Below are 15,389 nucleotides of genomic sequence, written 5' to 3'. Positions count from 1 at the left end.
ACCCTTCCCATCCTCGGGGCTCCGCCCCCTGGTGGGGATCCGGGGCGGAGCCCCGAGGATGGGAAGGGTAGGGGCGGCGGGGGCGAAACAACCCCGTCGCGGACCCGGCGGCAGCACAGGCAGCACACAACCCACCGACCGACACGAAGGCCACAGGAGCAACCCACATGCACCTCGACCACTCCCACGACGGCGGAGCCGTAAGCGCCGACGCGGCCCGCCCCGACGGCACCCGCCGCGCACTCCGCATCGGACTCGGCGGCCCCGTCGGCTCCGGCAAGACCGCCACCGTCGCCGCGCTCTGCCGAGCCCTGCGCGATGAACTCTCCCTCGCCGTCGTCACCAACGACATCTACACCCGCGAGGACGCCGAATTCCTCCTGCGGGAGGCCGTGTTGCCGCCCGAGCGGATCACCGCCGTCGAGACGGGCGCGTGCCCGCACACCGCGATCCGAGACGACATCTCCGCGAACCTCGAAGCCGTGGAGGATCTGGAGGACGAGGTCGGGCCGCTGGACCTCATTCTCGTCGAGTCGGGGGGCGACAACCTCACCGCGACCTTCTCCAGAGGGCTGGTCGACGCGCAGATCTTTGTGATCGACGTGGCCGGTGGTGACGACATTCCGCGCAAGGGCGGACCCGGCGTCACCACCGCCGATCTGCTGGTCGTGAACAAGACGGACCTCGCTCCGTACGTCGGCTCCGACCTCGGGCGGATGGCCGCCGATGCGAAGGCCCAGCGGGCCGAACTGCCCGTGGTCTTCCAGTCCTTGAGGACCGAGGACGGGGCCAGGGACGTCGCCGAGTGGGTGCGGGGGCAGATCACCGCGTGGACGGCATGACAGCCGGAACAGCCGGAACAGCCGGAGTACGGGCCACCGCGCGGATCGCCGCCCGCTCCGACGGCCGCGGCGGCACCGCACTGCCCACTCTGGAAGGCGAGGGCCCGCTCGCGCTGCGCCGCACCCGGGCGAGCGGCTCCGAGGCGCGCGTGATGCTCGTCGGGGCGATGAGCGGGCCCCTGGGAGGCGACCACTTCACCATCGAGGCGGCGGCAGCCGAGGGCGCCGAGCTGCACATCGCATCCGCCGCCGCCACGATCGCCCTGCCGGGGCAGGCCAAGGGCGAGGCGCGTTACGACGTACGCCTCACTGTCGACGAAGACGCCGAACTGCGCTGGCTGCCCGAGCAGTTGATCTCCGCCAACGGCAGTGACCTGTACGTCACCACACGCGTCGACCTCGCGGCAGGTGCCCGCCTGACGCTGCGCGAGGAACAGGTGCTCGGCCGCGCCAACGAGGAGCCCGGCCGCCTCACCAGCCGTCTCACCGTCCGTCTCGGCGGGCGTCCGCTGCTCGACCAGGAACTGTCCTGCGGGCCCGGCGCCCCCGGCGGCTGGGACGGCCCCGCCGTGCTGGCGGGACATCGCGCACTGGGCCAACTCATCGTCGTACGACCGGAGTTCATCGCGGCGCCGCCGAGCCCGCGGCTCCTGGGGGAGTACGCGGCGCTCACTCCGCTCGCCGGTCCCGGCGTCCTCGTGACCGCGCTCGCCCCGGACGCCCTGCGGCTGCGTCACACCCTCGACGAGGCCCTGCGCACGCTCCACCAGTAGCAGGTCGGTAGCGGGCCAGGAACGGACGTCTCCGCTCAACGGTCAAACGCGTACCGGTTATCGGATTGGCAAAGAAGCCAAGTCACCTCTGTTCTCAGGGAGGTCACAGCCGGAAGGATCCCCGTACCGACCGCAACCACGTACGGGGAGGCCCACTTGACGGGTATGAGACCGCCGGGACGAGCGACAGCGCTCGCCTCGGCCGGAGTGTTCGTCACGGCGACACTGATAGCCGGTGCCGTCGCGGCCCCGGCGGCCGGCGCGGACACCCGCCACGGCCAGGACCGCGAGGCACGCGGTGCCACGATCGCCGCGGCAAAGGCCGCCAAGGCCGGGATCGACTGGCAGGACTGCCCGGCGGACTGGGGGCTGGAGAAGCCCATCCAGTGCGGCTGGGTCACGGTGCCGCTCGACTACGCGAAGCCGAACGGCAAGCAGATCAAGCTCGCCGTGGACCGCATCGGCAACACGGGCACGAAGGCGGAGCGCCAGGGCGCCCTCGTCTACAACCCGGGCGGCCCCGGCGGCTCCGGACTGCGCTTCCCGCGCCGGGTCACCACCAAGGCCCCGATCTGGGTCAACACGGCGAAGGCGTACGACTTCGTGGGCTTCGACCCGCGCGGTGTCGGCCACTCGGCGCCCATCTCCTGCGCCGACCCGCAGGAGTTCGTGAAGGCGCCCAAGATGGACCCGGTGCCGGACTCCGAGGCCGACAAGCTCGCCCAGCGCAAGCTCGCCGCCGAGTACGCGGCCGGCTGTGCCGAGCGCAGCGGCGAGATGCTGCCGCACATGACGACGCCCAACACCGTTCGCGACCTGGACGTCATCCGGGCCGCGCTCGGCGAGAAGAAGCTCAACTTCCTCGGTGTCTCGTACGGCACGTACATCGCAGCCGTCTACGGCACGATGTTCCCGACGCATGTGCGCCGCATGGTCGCCGACAGCGTCGTCAACCCGTCGCGCGAGAAGATCTGGTACGAGGCCAACCTCGACCAGGACGTCGCCTTCGAGATGCGCTGGAAGGACTGGCAGGACTGGGTCGCCAAGAACGACGCGGCCTTCCACCTCGGCGACACCCGCGCAGAGGTCCAGGAGCAGTGGCTGAAGCTGCGCGCCACCGCCAAGAAGAATCCCATCGGTGGTGTCGTCGGCCCGGCCGAGCTCATCGGCTTCTTCCAGAGCGCGCCGTACTACGACTCGTCGTGGGTGCCGGTCGCGACGGTCTTCAGCAAGTACGTCGCCGGTGACACCCAGGCACTCGTCGACGCCGCGGCTCCCGACCTGACCGACACCGCGGGCAACATCTCCGCGGAGAACGGCAACGCCGTCTACACGGCCGTCGAGTGCACCGACGCCAAGTGGCCCACCAGCTGGAAGAAGTGGGACCGCGACAACACCGCGCTGCACAAGAACTACCCGTTCATGACGTGGGCCAACGCCTGGCTGAACCTGCCGTGCGCGACCTGGCCCGCCAAGCAGCAGACCCCGGTCGACGTGAAGACCGGCAAGGGTCTGCCGCCCGTCCTGATCGTGCAGGCCACGCGTGACGCCGCCACTCCGTACGAAGGCGCCGTCGAACTGCACAAGCGGTTCAAGGGCTCCCGTCTGATCACCGAGAAGGACGCGGGTTCGCACGGCGTCACGGGCCTTGCCAACCCGTGCATCAACGAGCGGGTGGACACCTACCTGCTCACCGGCAAGGTCGACGCGGCCGACGTGACGTGCACACCGCACGCCACGCCCAAGCCGTAGCAGTACGCATCAGGGGGCGGCCGTCTCTGACGGCCGCCCCCCTTTTTCAGGAGCTCAGCCAGGCGTCCTCCGCCGCGTAGTCGAAGAGGTCCCTCCCGTACGCCTGCGCCATCTTGGGATAGGCCTCGCGCCAGTCACGTCCGGCCAGGTGGCGCTCGATCCACGCGACGGTGTCCGGCAGGGTCTCGGCGTACCGTGCCACCGCCTCGTAGCCCAACTCCCGCCGGGCCGCGGCCATGTCGCAGATCACCGGGTGCGGCACCGACCACGGAGTGTCGCCCACGCCCTCCGCGGGAGGCGGGCCGTCGACCAGCACGGTCTCGGTCTCCACCCCCATCTCGGCGTCGATCGCCGCGGCGATCTCCGCCACCGTGGGAGCCTCGTCGTCGCAGGCGTTGAGCAGGCGCGCGCCGGGCTTCGCCGCGGCGAGCCGGATCAGTTCCGCGATGTTGTGGACGCTCGCCGGGTGGAAGCGGCTCTCGCCGCCGAAGGCGAGGATGTGCCTGCGTCGCCCGTCGAGGTTGCGCTTCACGAAATACAGCTCGCGCGGAGTGCGGCAGTGCGGGCCGTGGATCGCGCCCGCCCGCAGCAGCGTCGTCGGCAACTCGTCGGCAGCGGCGAGGAGTTCGCGCTCAAGGGCCGACTTGCGTGTGCTGTACGAACTCTCGCCGGGCGCGATCGTGCCGAGGGTCTCCGGGATGGGCACCGGGTACTGGGGAAAGCCGTCCGGCTCCTCCTGCGTATCGAAACTGCGGCCCTTGCCGTCCTCGTACACCGAGACGCTGGAGATCACCACGGCCGAACCGACGCGACCGGCCAGGCCCGTCAACTGCCGTGCGTGCTCAGAGCCGTAGGCCACCATGTCCACCAGTACGTCGCAGCCGTCGCCGACCACGGCGGACAGGGCCGCGTCGTCCTGGCGGTCCGCCCCGGCCGTCCGCACCTCCTCGGGCCACGCCTCGTCCCGGTCGCCGCCCCGCGACACAGCCGTCACCTGCCAGCCGTCCCGGGCCAGGGCACCCACGGCCACGCGCCCGATCTGTCCTGTCGCTCCGATCACCACAGCACGTCTCATGAGGCGACCGTATGGTCAGGACCGCGTGGATTCCACAGTGTTCGGCCGAGAGCAGAGAGCTGAGAGCTGAGAGCTGAGAGCTGAGATCAACTCAGCGGCATACGCGGGAACTTGCGTCCCTTCGCGGCCTTCTCGGCGGCCTCCTCGGCCTTGACGACGGCCGCGTACTGGTCGACGTACTCCTGCTCGGAGAGGGTGAGGATCGCGTACATGATCTCGTCGGTGATGGCGCGCAGGATGGCCTTCTCGTTCTCCATGCCCGCATAGCGGGAGAAGTCGAGGGGCTTGCCGAAGCGGATCATCACGGGGTGGATGTTCGGGATCTTCTTTCCCGGCGGCTGGGCCTCGAAGGTGCCGATCATCGCGCAGGGGATGACGGGCACCTGGGCCTTGAGTGCCATGACCGCGACACCTACCTTGCCCTTGTAGAGGCGGCCGTCGTGGGAGCGCGTGCCCTCCGGATAGATCCCGAGGAGCTCGTTCTTGCGCAGCACGCCGAGGCCCTCGCGGATGGCCGCCTGACCTGCATCCTTGCCGGAGCGGTCCACCGGGATCTGTCCGGCGCTGCGGAAGAAGTAGGCCGTCAGCCGGCCCTTGATACCGGGGCCCGTGAAGTACTCGGCTTTCGCCAGGAAGGTGATCCGCCGCTTGAGGATCGCGGGCATCAGGAAATGGTCCGAGAACGACAGATGATTGCCGGCGACAATGGCCGCGCCCGACGACGGAACGTGCTCGAGTCCCTCGATCCGAGGACGGAAGACCAGCCTCAGCAATGGTCCCAGGATCACGTACTTGAGCACGTAATAGAACATGGGGTCGCTCCTCACTCCGCCGGATCGGCTCAACCGCCGTGTTCTAGCAGGTCAATAGGTGTGCGGGAGAGACGCCAGTGTATGTGCAGGCGCGGGCTTGTGGAACCGGGTCCACTATGACTTGCGGGCCACTCCGCAGAAATGCGTCACGTCGACGATCTCTTCCTGCGGGCAGTCGGGGCGCCAGCGGGGGCAGGAGACGACGCCCGGCTCGACGAGATCAAGACCGTCGAAGAGCCCCAGGAGCTCTGCGCGGGTACGCAGCGTCATCGGCGCCGATCCCTGGGTGTTCCAGTAGTGGACCGCCTGGGCCATCGCCATGCCGTCGACTTCCGTCGTGGGGTGGGAGACGACCACGTAGCTGCCGGACGGCACGGCGTCCATGAGCCGGCGCACGACGGACCGGGCCTCATCGGTGTCGAGGACGAAATTGAGGATGCCCAGCATCATGATCCCGACGGGCCGGCTGAGGTCCAGAGTCCGGGCGGCGCCCCGCAGGATCGTGTCCGGGGCGTGGACGTCGGCGTCGATGTAGTCGGTGGCACCCTCGGGCGTGCTGGTGAGCAGGGCACGGGCGTGGCTCAGCACGATGGGGTCGTTGTCCACGTAGACGACCCTGCAGCCGGGGTCGACGCGCTGGGCCACCTCGTGGGTGTTGTCGACGATCGGCAGGCCGGTCCCGATGTCCAGGAACTGCCGGATTCCCGCCTCACCGGCGAGCAGCCGCACGGACCGGGCGAGGAAGCGCCGGTCCGCGACGGCCGAGCGGGAAATCTCCGGCACGAAGGACAGGATGTGATCGCCGACCTGCTGGTCGACCTGGTAGTTGTCCCGGCCGCCCAGCCAGTAGTTCCAGATGCGCGCCGAATGCGACACATTGGTCCTGAGCTGGGGAATCCGTACGGCGCCTTGGGTGCCTGGTGTCGAGATTTCGGACATCCCTGTGGCTCTTTTCGTTCATCACTGACTGGGACAGTGCACAATCTAGCCCGCTTGGCCGGAACCAATCTCCGTAAAGGATAAAGCAGTTCCCGGATCCGGCCCCTGTCCCTCAGGCCCCTTCTGTCAGAACCTTCTCCAGTGTCCCGAGAGCCGACCGGAGTTCCCCGGCGGTGATGGTGAGCGGCGGGGCCAGACGGATCGTCGAACCGTGCGTGTCCTTGACGAGAATTCCCTCGCGCATGAGCCGTTCGCTGATCTCACGGCCGGTGCCGATGGCGGGATCGATGTCGACGCCCGCCCACAGACCGCGCGCACGGAAGCCGCGTACGCCCTTGTCCTGAAGGGACGCCAGGCCCTCGCGCAGGACCACGCCCAACTCGGCGGCCGCGCGCTGGAATTCACCGGTCTCCAGGAGCTCCACGACGGCCGAGCCGACCGCGGCGGCCAGCGGATTGCCGCCGAACGTCGACCCGTGCTCGCCGGGCCGCAGTACCTGGAGCACGTCGCGGCGCGCGACGACCGCGGAGACCGGGACGATGCCGCCGCCGAGCGCCTTGCCGAGCAGCAGCACGTCCGGGACGACCGACTCGTGCTCGACGGCGAGCGTGTGGCCCGTACGCCCGAGGCCGGACTGGATCTCGTCCGCGATGAACAGGCAGCCGGCCCGCCGGGTCAGTTCGCGTACGCCGGTGAGGTAGCCGTCGTCCGGGATGACGACGCCGGCTTCTCCCTGGATCGGCTCGATGAGGACGGCCGCCGTGGTCTCGTCGACCGCCGCTTCGAGCGCGGCGAGATCGTTGTACGGGACGACGCGGAAGCCGGGCGTGAACGGGCCGAAGCCGGCGCGGGCCGTCTCGTCCGTGGAGAAGCTGACGATCGTCGTCGTGCGGCCGTGGAAGTTGTCGGCGGCGACCACGATCGTCGCCTGGTCCGCGGGGACGCCCTTCACCTCGTACGCCCATTTGCGGGCCACCTTGATGCCGCTCTCCACGGCCTCGGCGCCCGTGTTCATCGGCAGCACCATGTCCAGGCCCGTCAACTCGGCCAGGGATTCCGCGAATTGGGCGAGCTTGTCGTTGTGGAAGGCGCGCGAGGTGAGTGTCAGCTGGTCGAGCTGGCGGTGCGCGGCCTCGATCAGGGCCGGGTGGCGGTGGCCGAAGTTGAGGGCGGAGTAGCCGGCCAGCATGTCGAGATAGCGGCGGCCCTCGACGTCCTCGACCCAGGTGCCCTCGGCGCGCGCGACGACCACGGGCAGCGGGTGGTAGTTGTGCGCGAGGACGGGCTCCTCGGCTCGGATCAGTTCGGCGGACGAACGGTTCCCGACGAGGGAACGGCTGGGAGCGAGGGTCATGAACGGATCTCCTGAGTGCAGCACTTGATGCCTCCGCCGGCCTTGTGGAGCTCCGACAGGTCGACGGGGACGGGAACGTAGCCGTGGCGGGTCAGCTGGTCCGCGAGCGCCTCGGCCCGCGGTGAGACGAAGACATGGCGGCCGTCCGAGACGGAGTTGAGCCCGAACGTCATCGCGTCCTCACGCGTGGCGAGCACCGCGTCGGGGAACAGCCGGCGCAGGACCTCGCGGCTTCCCGGGGAGAAGGCCTCGGGGTAGTACGCGATGTTCGCCTCCGGCCCGTCGTCGAGGACGAACAACGCGGTGTCCAGGTGGTAGAAGTACGGATCCACCAGCTGAAGGCTGACCGTGGGGACGCCGAAGAACTCCTGCACCTCGTGATGGGCCTCCCGCGTCGTACGAAAGCCGGTGCCGGCCAGGACGTACGGGCCGGCCGGGACGAGATCGCCCTCGCCCTCGCACACCGACTCGGGCCGGTAGACGTCGAAGCCCGCGTTCTTGAACCAGGTCTCGTACGCGGTCGACTCCGGCCGCCGCTGGGGCGCGTGGAAGAGGGAGCCGAAGACCCGGCCCTCGATCACCAGCGCGGAGTTCGCGGCGAAGACCATGTCAGGGAGACCGGCGACCGGTTCCACGCTGTCGACCGTGTGGCCGTGGGCGCGGTAGGCGCGGATCAGCTCCGCCCACTGACCGCGGGCCAGATCGACGTCGACCTGTGTGTCCTCATGCATCCAGGGATTGATGGCGTACTGCACGGCGAAGTGTCTGGGTTCGCAGACCAGAAAGCGCCTCGGGCGCGGCACACGGCTGTTGGGCACAGAGGGGTACCTCCGCTTCCTGCGGTGACGACTGGGGGTGCTTCAACGGTAGGAAGCGGGGGAGAGGGGCGACAAGCATCGAGAATTGCGTGTCAGCGCAGGAACGCTGCGTATTGAGGCCGGTCCGCGCATGGTTGGTGCGTGGCCGTGGCCGCTCACTCCTCCGGAGCCGGCGCGGGCTGGTTCGCGCCTGCCTCCGGGCTCTCCGGGAGCAGATGCGAGAGGACCATGTAGCTGATCGTCTTGCGTATGAACGGCTCCGTGCGGATCCGCTCGAGCACCTCCTCGAAGTGCTCCACGTCCCGTGCCCGTACGTGCAGCAGCGCGTCAGCGCCCCCGGTCACCGTCATCGCGGCGGTGATCTCCGGATGGTTGCGCACCACCTCCGCGAGCCGCCGCGGCGGTGCCGCGCCCTCGCAGTACACCTCGACGTACGCCTCCGTAAGCCAGCCGAGCGCCGCCGGCTGCACCGTGGCGGTGAACCCGGTGACCACCCCGGTCTCGCGCATCCGGTCGACGCGGCGCTTGACCGCGGTGGCCGACAGGCCGACCGCCGCGCCGATCACGGCGAAGCTGGTACGGGCGTTCGCCATCAGAGCCGTGACGATCTTGCGGTCGAGCTCGTCGAACGGCGCGGACTTGGGGCTCATGCGCGCACTGTATCCAGCGGCGACGGTTCCGCCCCGCGGCTGCACAGCCTCAACGGACACTCGCACATGTTCAGAGCTCACCGGCACATGTGCAGGCGTCCGGTTTGCTCCTAGACTCCAGCTTCATGCTGCGCGCCCTCGCCGTCGACGACGAACCGCCCTCCCTCGAGGAACTGCTCTATCTGCTGGCGGCCGACCCACGCGTGACGAGCGTCGAGGGCGCGAGCGACGCGACGGAGGCGCTGCGCCGGATCAACCGCGCGCTGGAGTGCGGCCCCGACGGCGACGACGCGATCGACGTGATCTTCCTCGACATCCAGATGCCCGGCCTCGACGGCCTCGACATGGCGCGGCTGCTCGCCGGCCTCGCCAAACCGCCCCTCGTCGTGTTCGTCACCGCCCACGAGGGCTTCGCGGTGCAGGCCTTCGATCTCAAGGCGGTCGACTACGTACTGAAGCCGGTACGCAGGGAACGGCTGGCCGAGGCCGTCCGCCGGGCCGCCGAGCTGAAGGAGGCGGCTCCGCTGATCCCCGTGCACGAGCCCGACCCGGACCACATCTCGGTCGAGCTGGGCGGCGTCACCCGGTTCGTGGCCGTCGAGGACATCACCCATGTCGAGGCCCAGGGCGACTACGCACGGCTGCACACCGCCCAGGGCAGCCATCTGGTGCGTATCCCGCTGTCCACCCTGGAGGAGCGCTGGCGCTCGCGCGGATTCGTCCGCATCCACCGGCGCCATCTCGTCGCCCTCGGTCACATCAGCGAGCTCCGCCTTGACGCGGGTACCGTGAGCGTCCTGGTCGGCTCCGTCGAACTGCAGGTCAGCCGCAGGCACGCCCGTGAGCTGCGCGACCTGCTGATGCGCCGGACCGCGAGCTGAGGAGGCCAGCGTTGGCACAGGATCCGACCGATCGCCGGGTGGTCGTCACGGGGCCGCCGCGCCGCACCCGCAGGCTGAGCGGCTATCGCCCCCGCACCGAGATCGACGAGCAGACGACCCTCGGCCACACCTACGTCCGTTCCCTCATCCGCAGCCAGCTGCGCGCCGCGCTCACGGTGTTCGCCGTGCTCGTCCTCCTCGTGGGTCCGCTGCCGCTGGTGTTCGCCTCGATGAACGACAGCACGGACCTCGAATGGCTCGTCCTCGGGTTCTGCGTCTATCCGCCACTGGTGCTGCTCGCCCGCTGGTACGTACGCCGGGCCGACCGCAACGAGAAGGACTTCGTCCGCCTCGTCGAGGACCGCTGACCCCGGAACGCCGAGCCCCATGAACCCGAACGAGGACCGCTGAGCCGTGAACGAGAACTACGCCGTTCCCGCGGTCGCCCTCGTCGTCGTGGCGACCGTCTTCGTCGGCGCGTTCGGCCTGCGCATCTCACGCACCACCTCCGACTTCTACGTGGCCTCACGCACCGTCGGCCCCCGCCTGAACGCGGCCGCCATCAGCGGCGAGTACCTCTCCGCCGCCTCGTTCCTCGGCATCGCGGGCCTCGTCCTCGTCCAGGGCCCCGACATGCTCTGGTACCCGGTCGGCTATACCGCGGGCTACCTCGTCCTGCTGCTCTTCGTGGCGGCCCCGCTGCGCCGCTCCGGCGCCTACACGCTGCCCGACTTCGCCGAGGCCCGGCTGGCGTCCTCGGCCGTCCGGCGACTGGCCGGAGCCTTCGTCGTCGGCGTCGGCTGGCTGTATCTGCTGCCCCAGCTGCAGGGCGCCGGGCTGACGTTGAACGTGCTGACCGGGGCGTCGAAGTCGCTCGGCGGGATCATCGTCGCCGTCGTCGTGGTCGCGACCGTCGCCGCCGGTGGCATGCGCAGCATCACCTTCGTGCAGGCCTTCCAGTACTGGCTCAAGCTCACTGCCCTGCTCGTCCCCGCCCTGTTCCTGGTCCTCGCCTGGCAGGGCGACGGATCACCGCGGCACCCCTTCGACGAACCGGCGACATTTCGCGAGCACCAGGTCGTCCGCGTCGACAGCAGCCTCGACCTGAAACTCGCCGAACCGCTGAGCGTCACGACGACGGGCACGGTGGACGGCGAGCGGTACGAGGACGAGCGGGTCCGGCTCTCCGCGGGCGTCCACCGCATCGAGCAGGGCACCCGGCTGGGCTTCACCAAGGGCGACCACGTGCCCGTCGCCGACCGCGGCAGCAACGGCGGCATGTCCACCTCCCTTGCCGAGGGCCGCGAGGACCGCCCGCTGTACGCCACGTACGGACTGATTCTCGCCACCTTCCTCGGCACCATGGGACTGCCGCACGTCGTCGTCCGCTTCTACACCAGCCCGCACGGCGTCGCCGCCCGCCGCACCACCGTCGTCGTACTCGGCCTGATCGGCGCGTTCTACCTGCTGCCACCGCTCTATGGCGCTCTCGGGCGCCTGTACGCTCCCGATCTCACCCTCACCGGGGACGCGGACGCCGCCGTGCTGCTGCTGCCCGACCGGGTGATCGGCGGACTCGGCGGGGATCTGCTGGGCGCGCTGGTGGCGGGCGGGGCCTTCGCGGCGTTCCTGTCCACGGCGTCCGGGCTGACCATGGCGGTGGCAGGGGTGCTCACCCAGGACGTGCTCCCCTCCCGCGGCGTACGGCACTTCCGGCTCGGCACGGTGCTCGCGATGAGCGTTCCGCTGGCGGCCAGCATGCTCGTGGGCGGACTGCCCGTCGCGGACGCCGTGGGGCTCGCCTTCGCCGTGTCCGCCTCGTCGTTCTGCCCGCTCCTCGTCCTCGGCATCTGGTGGCGGCGGCTCACCCCGCCCGGCGCGGCGGCCGGGATGCTCGTCGGTGGCGGCTCGGCGCTGCTCGCGGTCGCCGCGACCATGGCGGGCTTCCCGGACACGGGCTCGCTGCACGCACTGCTCGCCTGGCCCGCACTGTGGTCCGTGCCGCTCGGCTTCCTCACCATGGTGCTGGTGTCGCTCGCCACACCCAGCCGGGTACCGGCGGGCACGGCAGCGATCCTCGCCCGCTTCCATCTGCCGGAACAGCTGTCGGGCGGACAGGTGCGAACGGCCGTGAGCGCGAAGGAAGCAAAGGAAGCAAAGGAAGTCGAGGCATGAGCTTCGTGATCGAGGCATGAGCGGTTTCCTGGCCGGGCTGTGCGTGGCCGTACTCCCGCTGCTGGCGGCCGGATTCTGGCTCGGCCGGCGCACCACGCGCCCGCGGAGCCTCGGCGGCCTCGGCACCGCCGTCGAGCACGCCACCTTCGAGACCCTGCACACCGCGTCGCTCGCCGCGCCCCCGCTGCGCGCGGGCCTGACCGAGGAGACGGCCCGCAAGTCGGCCAGGCGACTGCGCACCCTGCTCGGCACCGACGCGCTCTGCCTCACCGACCGGGACACGGTGCTGGCCTGGGAAGGCGTCGGCGAGCACCACAAGACGCAGATCATGGACCGGCTCGGCGGCCCGCTGGAGAACGGCCGGGGCGAGGCCTTCCGCCTCGACTGCGTCGAACCCGACTGCCCGCTGAGCTGGGCCGTCGTCGCCCCGCTCACCGTCGACGACCGCGTGCACGGCGCGCTCGTCGCCTGCGCGCCCCGCGAGTCCGCCGTACTGGTCCGGGCCACCGGAGAGGTCGCCCGCTGGGTCTCGGTCCAGCTGGAACTCGCCGACCTCGACCAGTCCCGTACACGGCTGATCGAGGCCGAGATCAAGGCCCTGCGCGCACAGATCTCCCCGCACTTCATCTTCAACTCGCTCGCCGTGATCGCCTCGTTCGTCCGCACCGACCCGGAGCGGGCCCGCGAACTCCTCCTGGAATTCGCCGACTTCACCCGCTACTCGTTCCGCAGGCACGGCGACTTCACCACGCTCGCCGACGAACTCCACGCCATCGACCACTACTTGGCCCTGGTCAGAGCCCGCTTCGGGGACCGGCTCTCGGTCACCCTGCAGATAGCCCCCGAAGTGCTCCCGGTGGCGCTGCCCTTCCTGTGTCTGCAACCCCTCGTGGAGAACGCCGTGAAACACGGCCTGGAGGGCGGCAGCGGCAACATCGACAAGAGCCACATCAGCATCACCGCGCAGGACGCGGGAGCCGAGGCACTCGTCGTCATCGAGGACGACGGCCCCGGCATGGACCCGGACTGGCTGCGCCGCATCCTGGCAGGCGAGATCAGCCCGTCGGGCGGCATCGGCCTGTCGAACGTCGACGACCGGCTGCGCCAGGTCTACGGAGACGACTACGGGCTCGTCATCGAGACCGCCCTCGGCGCCGGCATGAAAATCACCGCCAGGCTGCCGAAATACCAGCCGGGCGTGCACTCGGCGGGACGGCTGCCCCACGTATGAAAGCCCCCGGACCAGCCGACGGGCGGTCCGGGGGAGAAGCGGCGGAGGGCATCAGGTGCTGCGCGAGGCCACCATCGCCAGGGTGATCAGGCCGAGCACGACCCAGCCGAACCACAGCCAGCCGTTGCTGCCGAGCGCCACCGTGTAGGCCGTGACCATCACCAGGCCGCCGACGGTGAGCACCCCCATGGTCTTCGTAGAACCGGGCATCGCAACACCCTCCTCATGGTTCGTCCCTCTCCATGGTGCCCCCGTCTTGCCTTTTCACGGTGCATACGACGAAATGGGTGCCTGATTTCCAGCCGCTCTCCCCGGCCCAGGCCGCCGTTTCGTAGCGATTCGGGTCATAGCCGTACTGGATCGGTGGCACATCCGCCGCACACGCCTCCAGGGACTCCTGCTTGGCCTCTTCGAGGGTCGTGCCAGGGCCCAGCCGGGTGAAGCCGAGTACTCGCTGGTCGTGCGGCTTCTCGCAGGACACCAGCCGGGCGTCCCGGTCGGACCGCTCGTCCAGACAGTCCTGCTTCTGCATATTGGCCGTATCGATGAACAGCAGCCCCGGCTCGCGATGGTCCCCGAGCGGCCCGTACACCCCACCGTTCGCCCCGAGAAGCAGACAGACGGCGCGCCGCCCGGCGGCCTCGAAGCCCGCTTCGGTGGGCAGCACGGTGTAGCCGCGTACGTCCGCGAGCTTCTTGCGGGTCTCCTCGGTCCGCTCCTCGCACCTGGCGGGCCCGTTCGTCCGCGCCTCCTCGGCGGATCCGGCCTCGACCACCGCCATGACCTGGCCGTCCGGCACCCCTTTGAGGCAGTCTTCGGCCTTCAGCCGTGGAGTGCCCTCGAAACGTTTCTCGGGCCAGTCGGCGATCACACAGTCGCCGTCCTCGAGCGGTTCGGCGAGCCCGATGGTCCCTCCGTACGGCTTCTTGCTGCTGCCCTCGTCCGCCCGCTGACCCATCGCGTACCAGACCCCGCCGAGCGCGAGGCCGAGACCGAGGAGACCGGCGGTCACGGACCGCAGGACGTTCGAGCGCTTGCGGCGCCGTCTGCCGGTCGGCGGTCCGTACGTCGGTGACATGGGTGGCATGGGTGACATCGGTGGTCCGAAGCCCGGCGTGGGCGGAGCCATGGCCGCTGCCTCGGTCTCGGCCCGGGCCCACGGCGGCTGCGACCCCGGATCGACCTGCGTTCGGGGAGGCGACTGGGGCGTGACGATCGCGGACAGCGCGGCCTCGGTCTCCTCCGCAGTGATCCGGTGGACCGGGTCCTTCGTGAGCATGGCCGCCAGGAGCGGTTGCAGCGCGCCCGCGCGCCGCGGCGGCCGGGGCTCCTCCAGGACGACCGCGGTGAGCGCGGCCAGGTCCGTGTCGCGGTCGAAGGGGCCGCAGCCCTCGACCGCGTAGTAGAGCGTGCACCCCAGCGAGAACAGGTCGGCGGCCGCGGTCGGTGGCCCGCCCTGGGCCCGCTCGGGTGCCAGATATCCGGCCGTGCCCACGAGCATGGACGTCATCGTCCAGCGCGTCTCGGCGGAGTCCGGCTGCACGGAGATGCCGTAGTCGGTGAGCAGGACACGCCCGTACGGGGAACCCGAGCGGTCCGGCGCCAGCAGGATGTTGGCGGGCTTCACGTCGCGGTGCATGATGCCCCGCTCGTGGCCGGAGGTCAGCGCGTCCAGCACGGCCAGGCCGATCCGGGCGCACTCGGCGGGCGCGGCCGTGCCGCGCTGCATGACCAGGTCGCGCAGGTCGAGGGCGCCCGCGACGTACTCCATCACGATCCACGGCAGGCCCTCGTGCTCCAGCACGTCGTGCACGGTCACCACGTGCGGATGGCCCCGCAGCCCCGCCGCGTGCCGGGCCTCGGCGCGGGCGCGCGCGACCCGGGCCGCCCGCTCCTGGCCGGCCTCTGCCGGGTTGCGGAACACGATCTCCTTGAGCGCGACCTCACAGGCGAGATGCTGGTCGTGGGCGAGCCAGACGTGTCCCATGCCGCCGGTGCCGAGCCGGTTCAGGAGCAGGTACCGGCCCGCGATGACCCGGCCCACTCCGGACTGGGATGTGTCTTGTGCCATCCGATCCTCCCTGGGT

At 70.2% G+C, this 15,389-nt stretch carries 15 protein-coding genes; 7 read left to right on the top strand and 8 right to left on the bottom strand.

Going from position 1 to position 15,389, the window contains the following annotated elements; all coding sequences use genetic code 11:
* Positions 1–167: 167 nt before the first annotated feature.
* The 3 genes from ureG to G5C60_RS30305 all read left to right on the top strand — a co-directional run bounded on the left by ureG (position 168) and on the right by G5C60_RS30305 (position 3,367).
* Positions 168–842 carry an urease accessory protein UreG gene (ureG, locus tag G5C60_RS30315; protein WP_165264180.1) on the top strand — a complete coding sequence of 225 codons (675 nt, stop codon included), beginning with the start codon at positions 168–170 and terminating at the stop codon, positions 840–842.
* The gene (locus tag G5C60_RS30310; protein ID WP_206440176.1) at positions 839–1,615 is read left to right on the top strand and encodes an urease accessory protein UreD; all 777 of its coding nucleotides are present in this window, start codon (positions 839–841) and stop codon (positions 1,613–1,615) included. Before ureG ends, G5C60_RS30310 begins: the two co-directional genes overlap by 4 nt.
* 165 nt (positions 1,616–1,780) lie before the next feature.
* A complete protein-coding gene (locus G5C60_RS30305) occupies positions 1,781–3,367 on the top strand; it encodes an alpha/beta hydrolase (RefSeq protein ID WP_165264184.1) in 1,587 nt (528 codons plus the stop codon).
* Between the two features lie 46 nt (positions 3,368–3,413).
* Here the strand turns inward: G5C60_RS30305 and G5C60_RS30300 are convergent, their stop codons facing one another.
* The 6 genes from G5C60_RS30300 to G5C60_RS30275 form a co-directional block, all read right to left on the bottom strand.
* Positions 3,414–4,442 (bottom strand): NAD-dependent epimerase/dehydratase family protein, encoded by a 1,029-nt coding sequence (locus tag G5C60_RS30300; RefSeq protein WP_206440175.1) that lies wholly within the window; start codon positions 4,440–4,442, stop codon positions 3,414–3,416.
* 86 nt (positions 4,443–4,528) lie between these two features.
* On the bottom strand, positions 4,529–5,254 hold the full coding sequence (locus G5C60_RS30295; RefSeq protein WP_165264178.1) for a lysophospholipid acyltransferase family protein: 726 nt from the start codon (positions 5,252–5,254) through the stop codon (positions 4,529–4,531).
* Positions 5,255–5,368: 114 nt separating this feature from the next.
* The gene (locus G5C60_RS30290) at positions 5,369–6,193 is read right to left on the bottom strand and encodes an SAM-dependent methyltransferase (RefSeq protein ID WP_165264177.1); all 825 of its coding nucleotides are present in this window, start codon (positions 6,191–6,193) and stop codon (positions 5,369–5,371) included.
* Between the two features lie 112 nt (positions 6,194–6,305).
* On the bottom strand, positions 6,306–7,547 hold the full coding sequence (rocD, locus tag G5C60_RS30285) for an ornithine--oxo-acid transaminase (protein WP_165264176.1): 1,242 nt from the start codon (positions 7,545–7,547) through the stop codon (positions 6,306–6,308).
* Positions 7,544–8,365, bottom strand: coding sequence for a dimethylargininase (gene ddaH, locus G5C60_RS30280; protein WP_165264175.1), 822 nt, complete (start codon positions 8,363–8,365; stop codon positions 7,544–7,546). The genes rocD and ddaH overlap by 4 nt, the downstream gene beginning before the upstream one ends.
* Positions 8,366–8,520: 155 nt before the next feature.
* Positions 8,521–9,015 (bottom strand): Lrp/AsnC family transcriptional regulator, encoded by a 495-nt coding sequence (locus G5C60_RS30275; RefSeq protein ID WP_165264174.1) that lies wholly within the window; start codon positions 9,013–9,015, stop codon positions 8,521–8,523.
* Between the two features lie 125 nt (positions 9,016–9,140).
* Between G5C60_RS30275 and G5C60_RS30270 the strand changes: the two genes are divergently transcribed.
* The 4 genes from G5C60_RS30270 to G5C60_RS30255 are packed head-to-tail and all read left to right on the top strand — an operon-like array spanning position 9,141 to position 13,302.
* Entirely contained in the window at positions 9,141–9,896 is a 756-nt protein-coding gene (locus G5C60_RS30270) for a LytR/AlgR family response regulator transcription factor (protein ID WP_165264173.1), read from the top strand.
* An 11-nt stretch (positions 9,897–9,907) separates the two neighbouring features.
* On the top strand, positions 9,908–10,264 hold the full coding sequence (locus G5C60_RS30265; protein ID WP_165264172.1) for a hypothetical protein: 357 nt from the start codon (positions 9,908–9,910) through the stop codon (positions 10,262–10,264).
* Between the two features lie 46 nt (positions 10,265–10,310).
* Entirely contained in the window at positions 10,311–12,071 is a 1,761-nt protein-coding gene (locus G5C60_RS30260; RefSeq protein WP_165264171.1) for a sodium:solute symporter family transporter, read from the top strand.
* 16 nt (positions 12,072–12,087) lie between these two features.
* Positions 12,088–13,302, top strand: a complete 1,215-nt coding sequence (locus G5C60_RS30255; RefSeq protein ID WP_165264170.1) for a sensor histidine kinase — start codon at positions 12,088–12,090, stop codon at positions 13,300–13,302.
* A gap of 51 nt (positions 13,303–13,353) precedes the next feature.
* Here G5C60_RS30255 and G5C60_RS30250 read toward each other — a convergent pair whose 3' ends face one another.
* A complete protein-coding gene (locus tag G5C60_RS30250; protein WP_165264169.1) occupies positions 13,354–13,512 on the bottom strand; it encodes a hypothetical protein in 159 nt (52 codons plus the stop codon).
* Between the two features lie 13 nt (positions 13,513–13,525).
* Positions 13,526–15,373: a serine/threonine-protein kinase gene (locus tag G5C60_RS30245; RefSeq protein ID WP_165264168.1), complete on the bottom strand. Its 1,848-nt coding sequence runs from the start codon at positions 15,371–15,373 to the stop codon at positions 13,526–13,528.
* Positions 15,374–15,389: the final 16 nt, after the last annotated feature.

Source organism: Streptomyces scabichelini, assembly GCF_011045015.1.
Classification (GTDB): domain Bacteria; phylum Actinomycetota; class Actinomycetes; order Streptomycetales; family Streptomycetaceae; genus Streptomyces; species Streptomyces scabichelini.
This window is presented reverse-complemented; position numbering and strand designations above follow the sequence as displayed.

What these genes read in the sequence shown, in the direction of transcription:
- ureG (WP_165264180.1), top strand. Translation starts at nt 168, where the DNA reads ATGCACCTCGACCACTCCCACGACGGCGGAGCCGTAAGCGCCGACGCG.
- G5C60_RS30310 (WP_206440176.1), top strand. Translation starts at nt 839, where the DNA reads ATGACAGCCGGAACAGCCGGAACAGCCGGAGTACGGGCCACCGCGCGG.
- G5C60_RS30305 (WP_165264184.1), top strand. Translation starts at nt 1,781, where the DNA reads ATGAGACCGCCGGGACGAGCGACAGCGCTCGCCTCGGCCGGAGTGTTC.
- G5C60_RS30300 (WP_206440175.1), bottom strand. Translation starts at nt 4,442, where the DNA reads ATGAGACGTGCTGTGGTGATCGGAGCGACAGGACAGATCGGGCGCGTG.
- G5C60_RS30295 (WP_165264178.1), bottom strand. Translation starts at nt 5,254, where the DNA reads ATGTTCTATTACGTGCTCAAGTACGTGATCCTGGGACCATTGCTGAGG.
- G5C60_RS30290 (WP_165264177.1), bottom strand. Translation starts at nt 6,193, where the DNA reads ATGTCCGAAATCTCGACACCAGGCACCCAAGGCGCCGTACGGATTCCC.
- rocD (WP_165264176.1), bottom strand. Translation starts at nt 7,547, where the DNA reads ATGACCCTCGCTCCCAGCCGTTCCCTCGTCGGGAACCGTTCGTCCGCC.
- G5C60_RS30275 (WP_165264174.1), bottom strand. Translation starts at nt 9,015, where the DNA reads ATGAGCCCCAAGTCCGCGCCGTTCGACGAGCTCGACCGCAAGATCGTC.
- G5C60_RS30270 (WP_165264173.1), top strand. Translation starts at nt 9,141, where the DNA reads ATGCTGCGCGCCCTCGCCGTCGACGACGAACCGCCCTCCCTCGAGGAA.
- G5C60_RS30255 (WP_165264170.1), top strand. Translation starts at nt 12,088, where the DNA reads ATGAGCGGTTTCCTGGCCGGGCTGTGCGTGGCCGTACTCCCGCTGCTG.
- G5C60_RS30250 (WP_165264169.1), bottom strand. Translation starts at nt 13,512, where the DNA reads ATGCCCGGTTCTACGAAGACCATGGGGGTGCTCACCGTCGGCGGCCTG.
- G5C60_RS30245 (WP_165264168.1), bottom strand. Translation starts at nt 15,373, where the DNA reads ATGGCACAAGACACATCCCAGTCCGGAGTGGGCCGGGTCATCGCGGGC.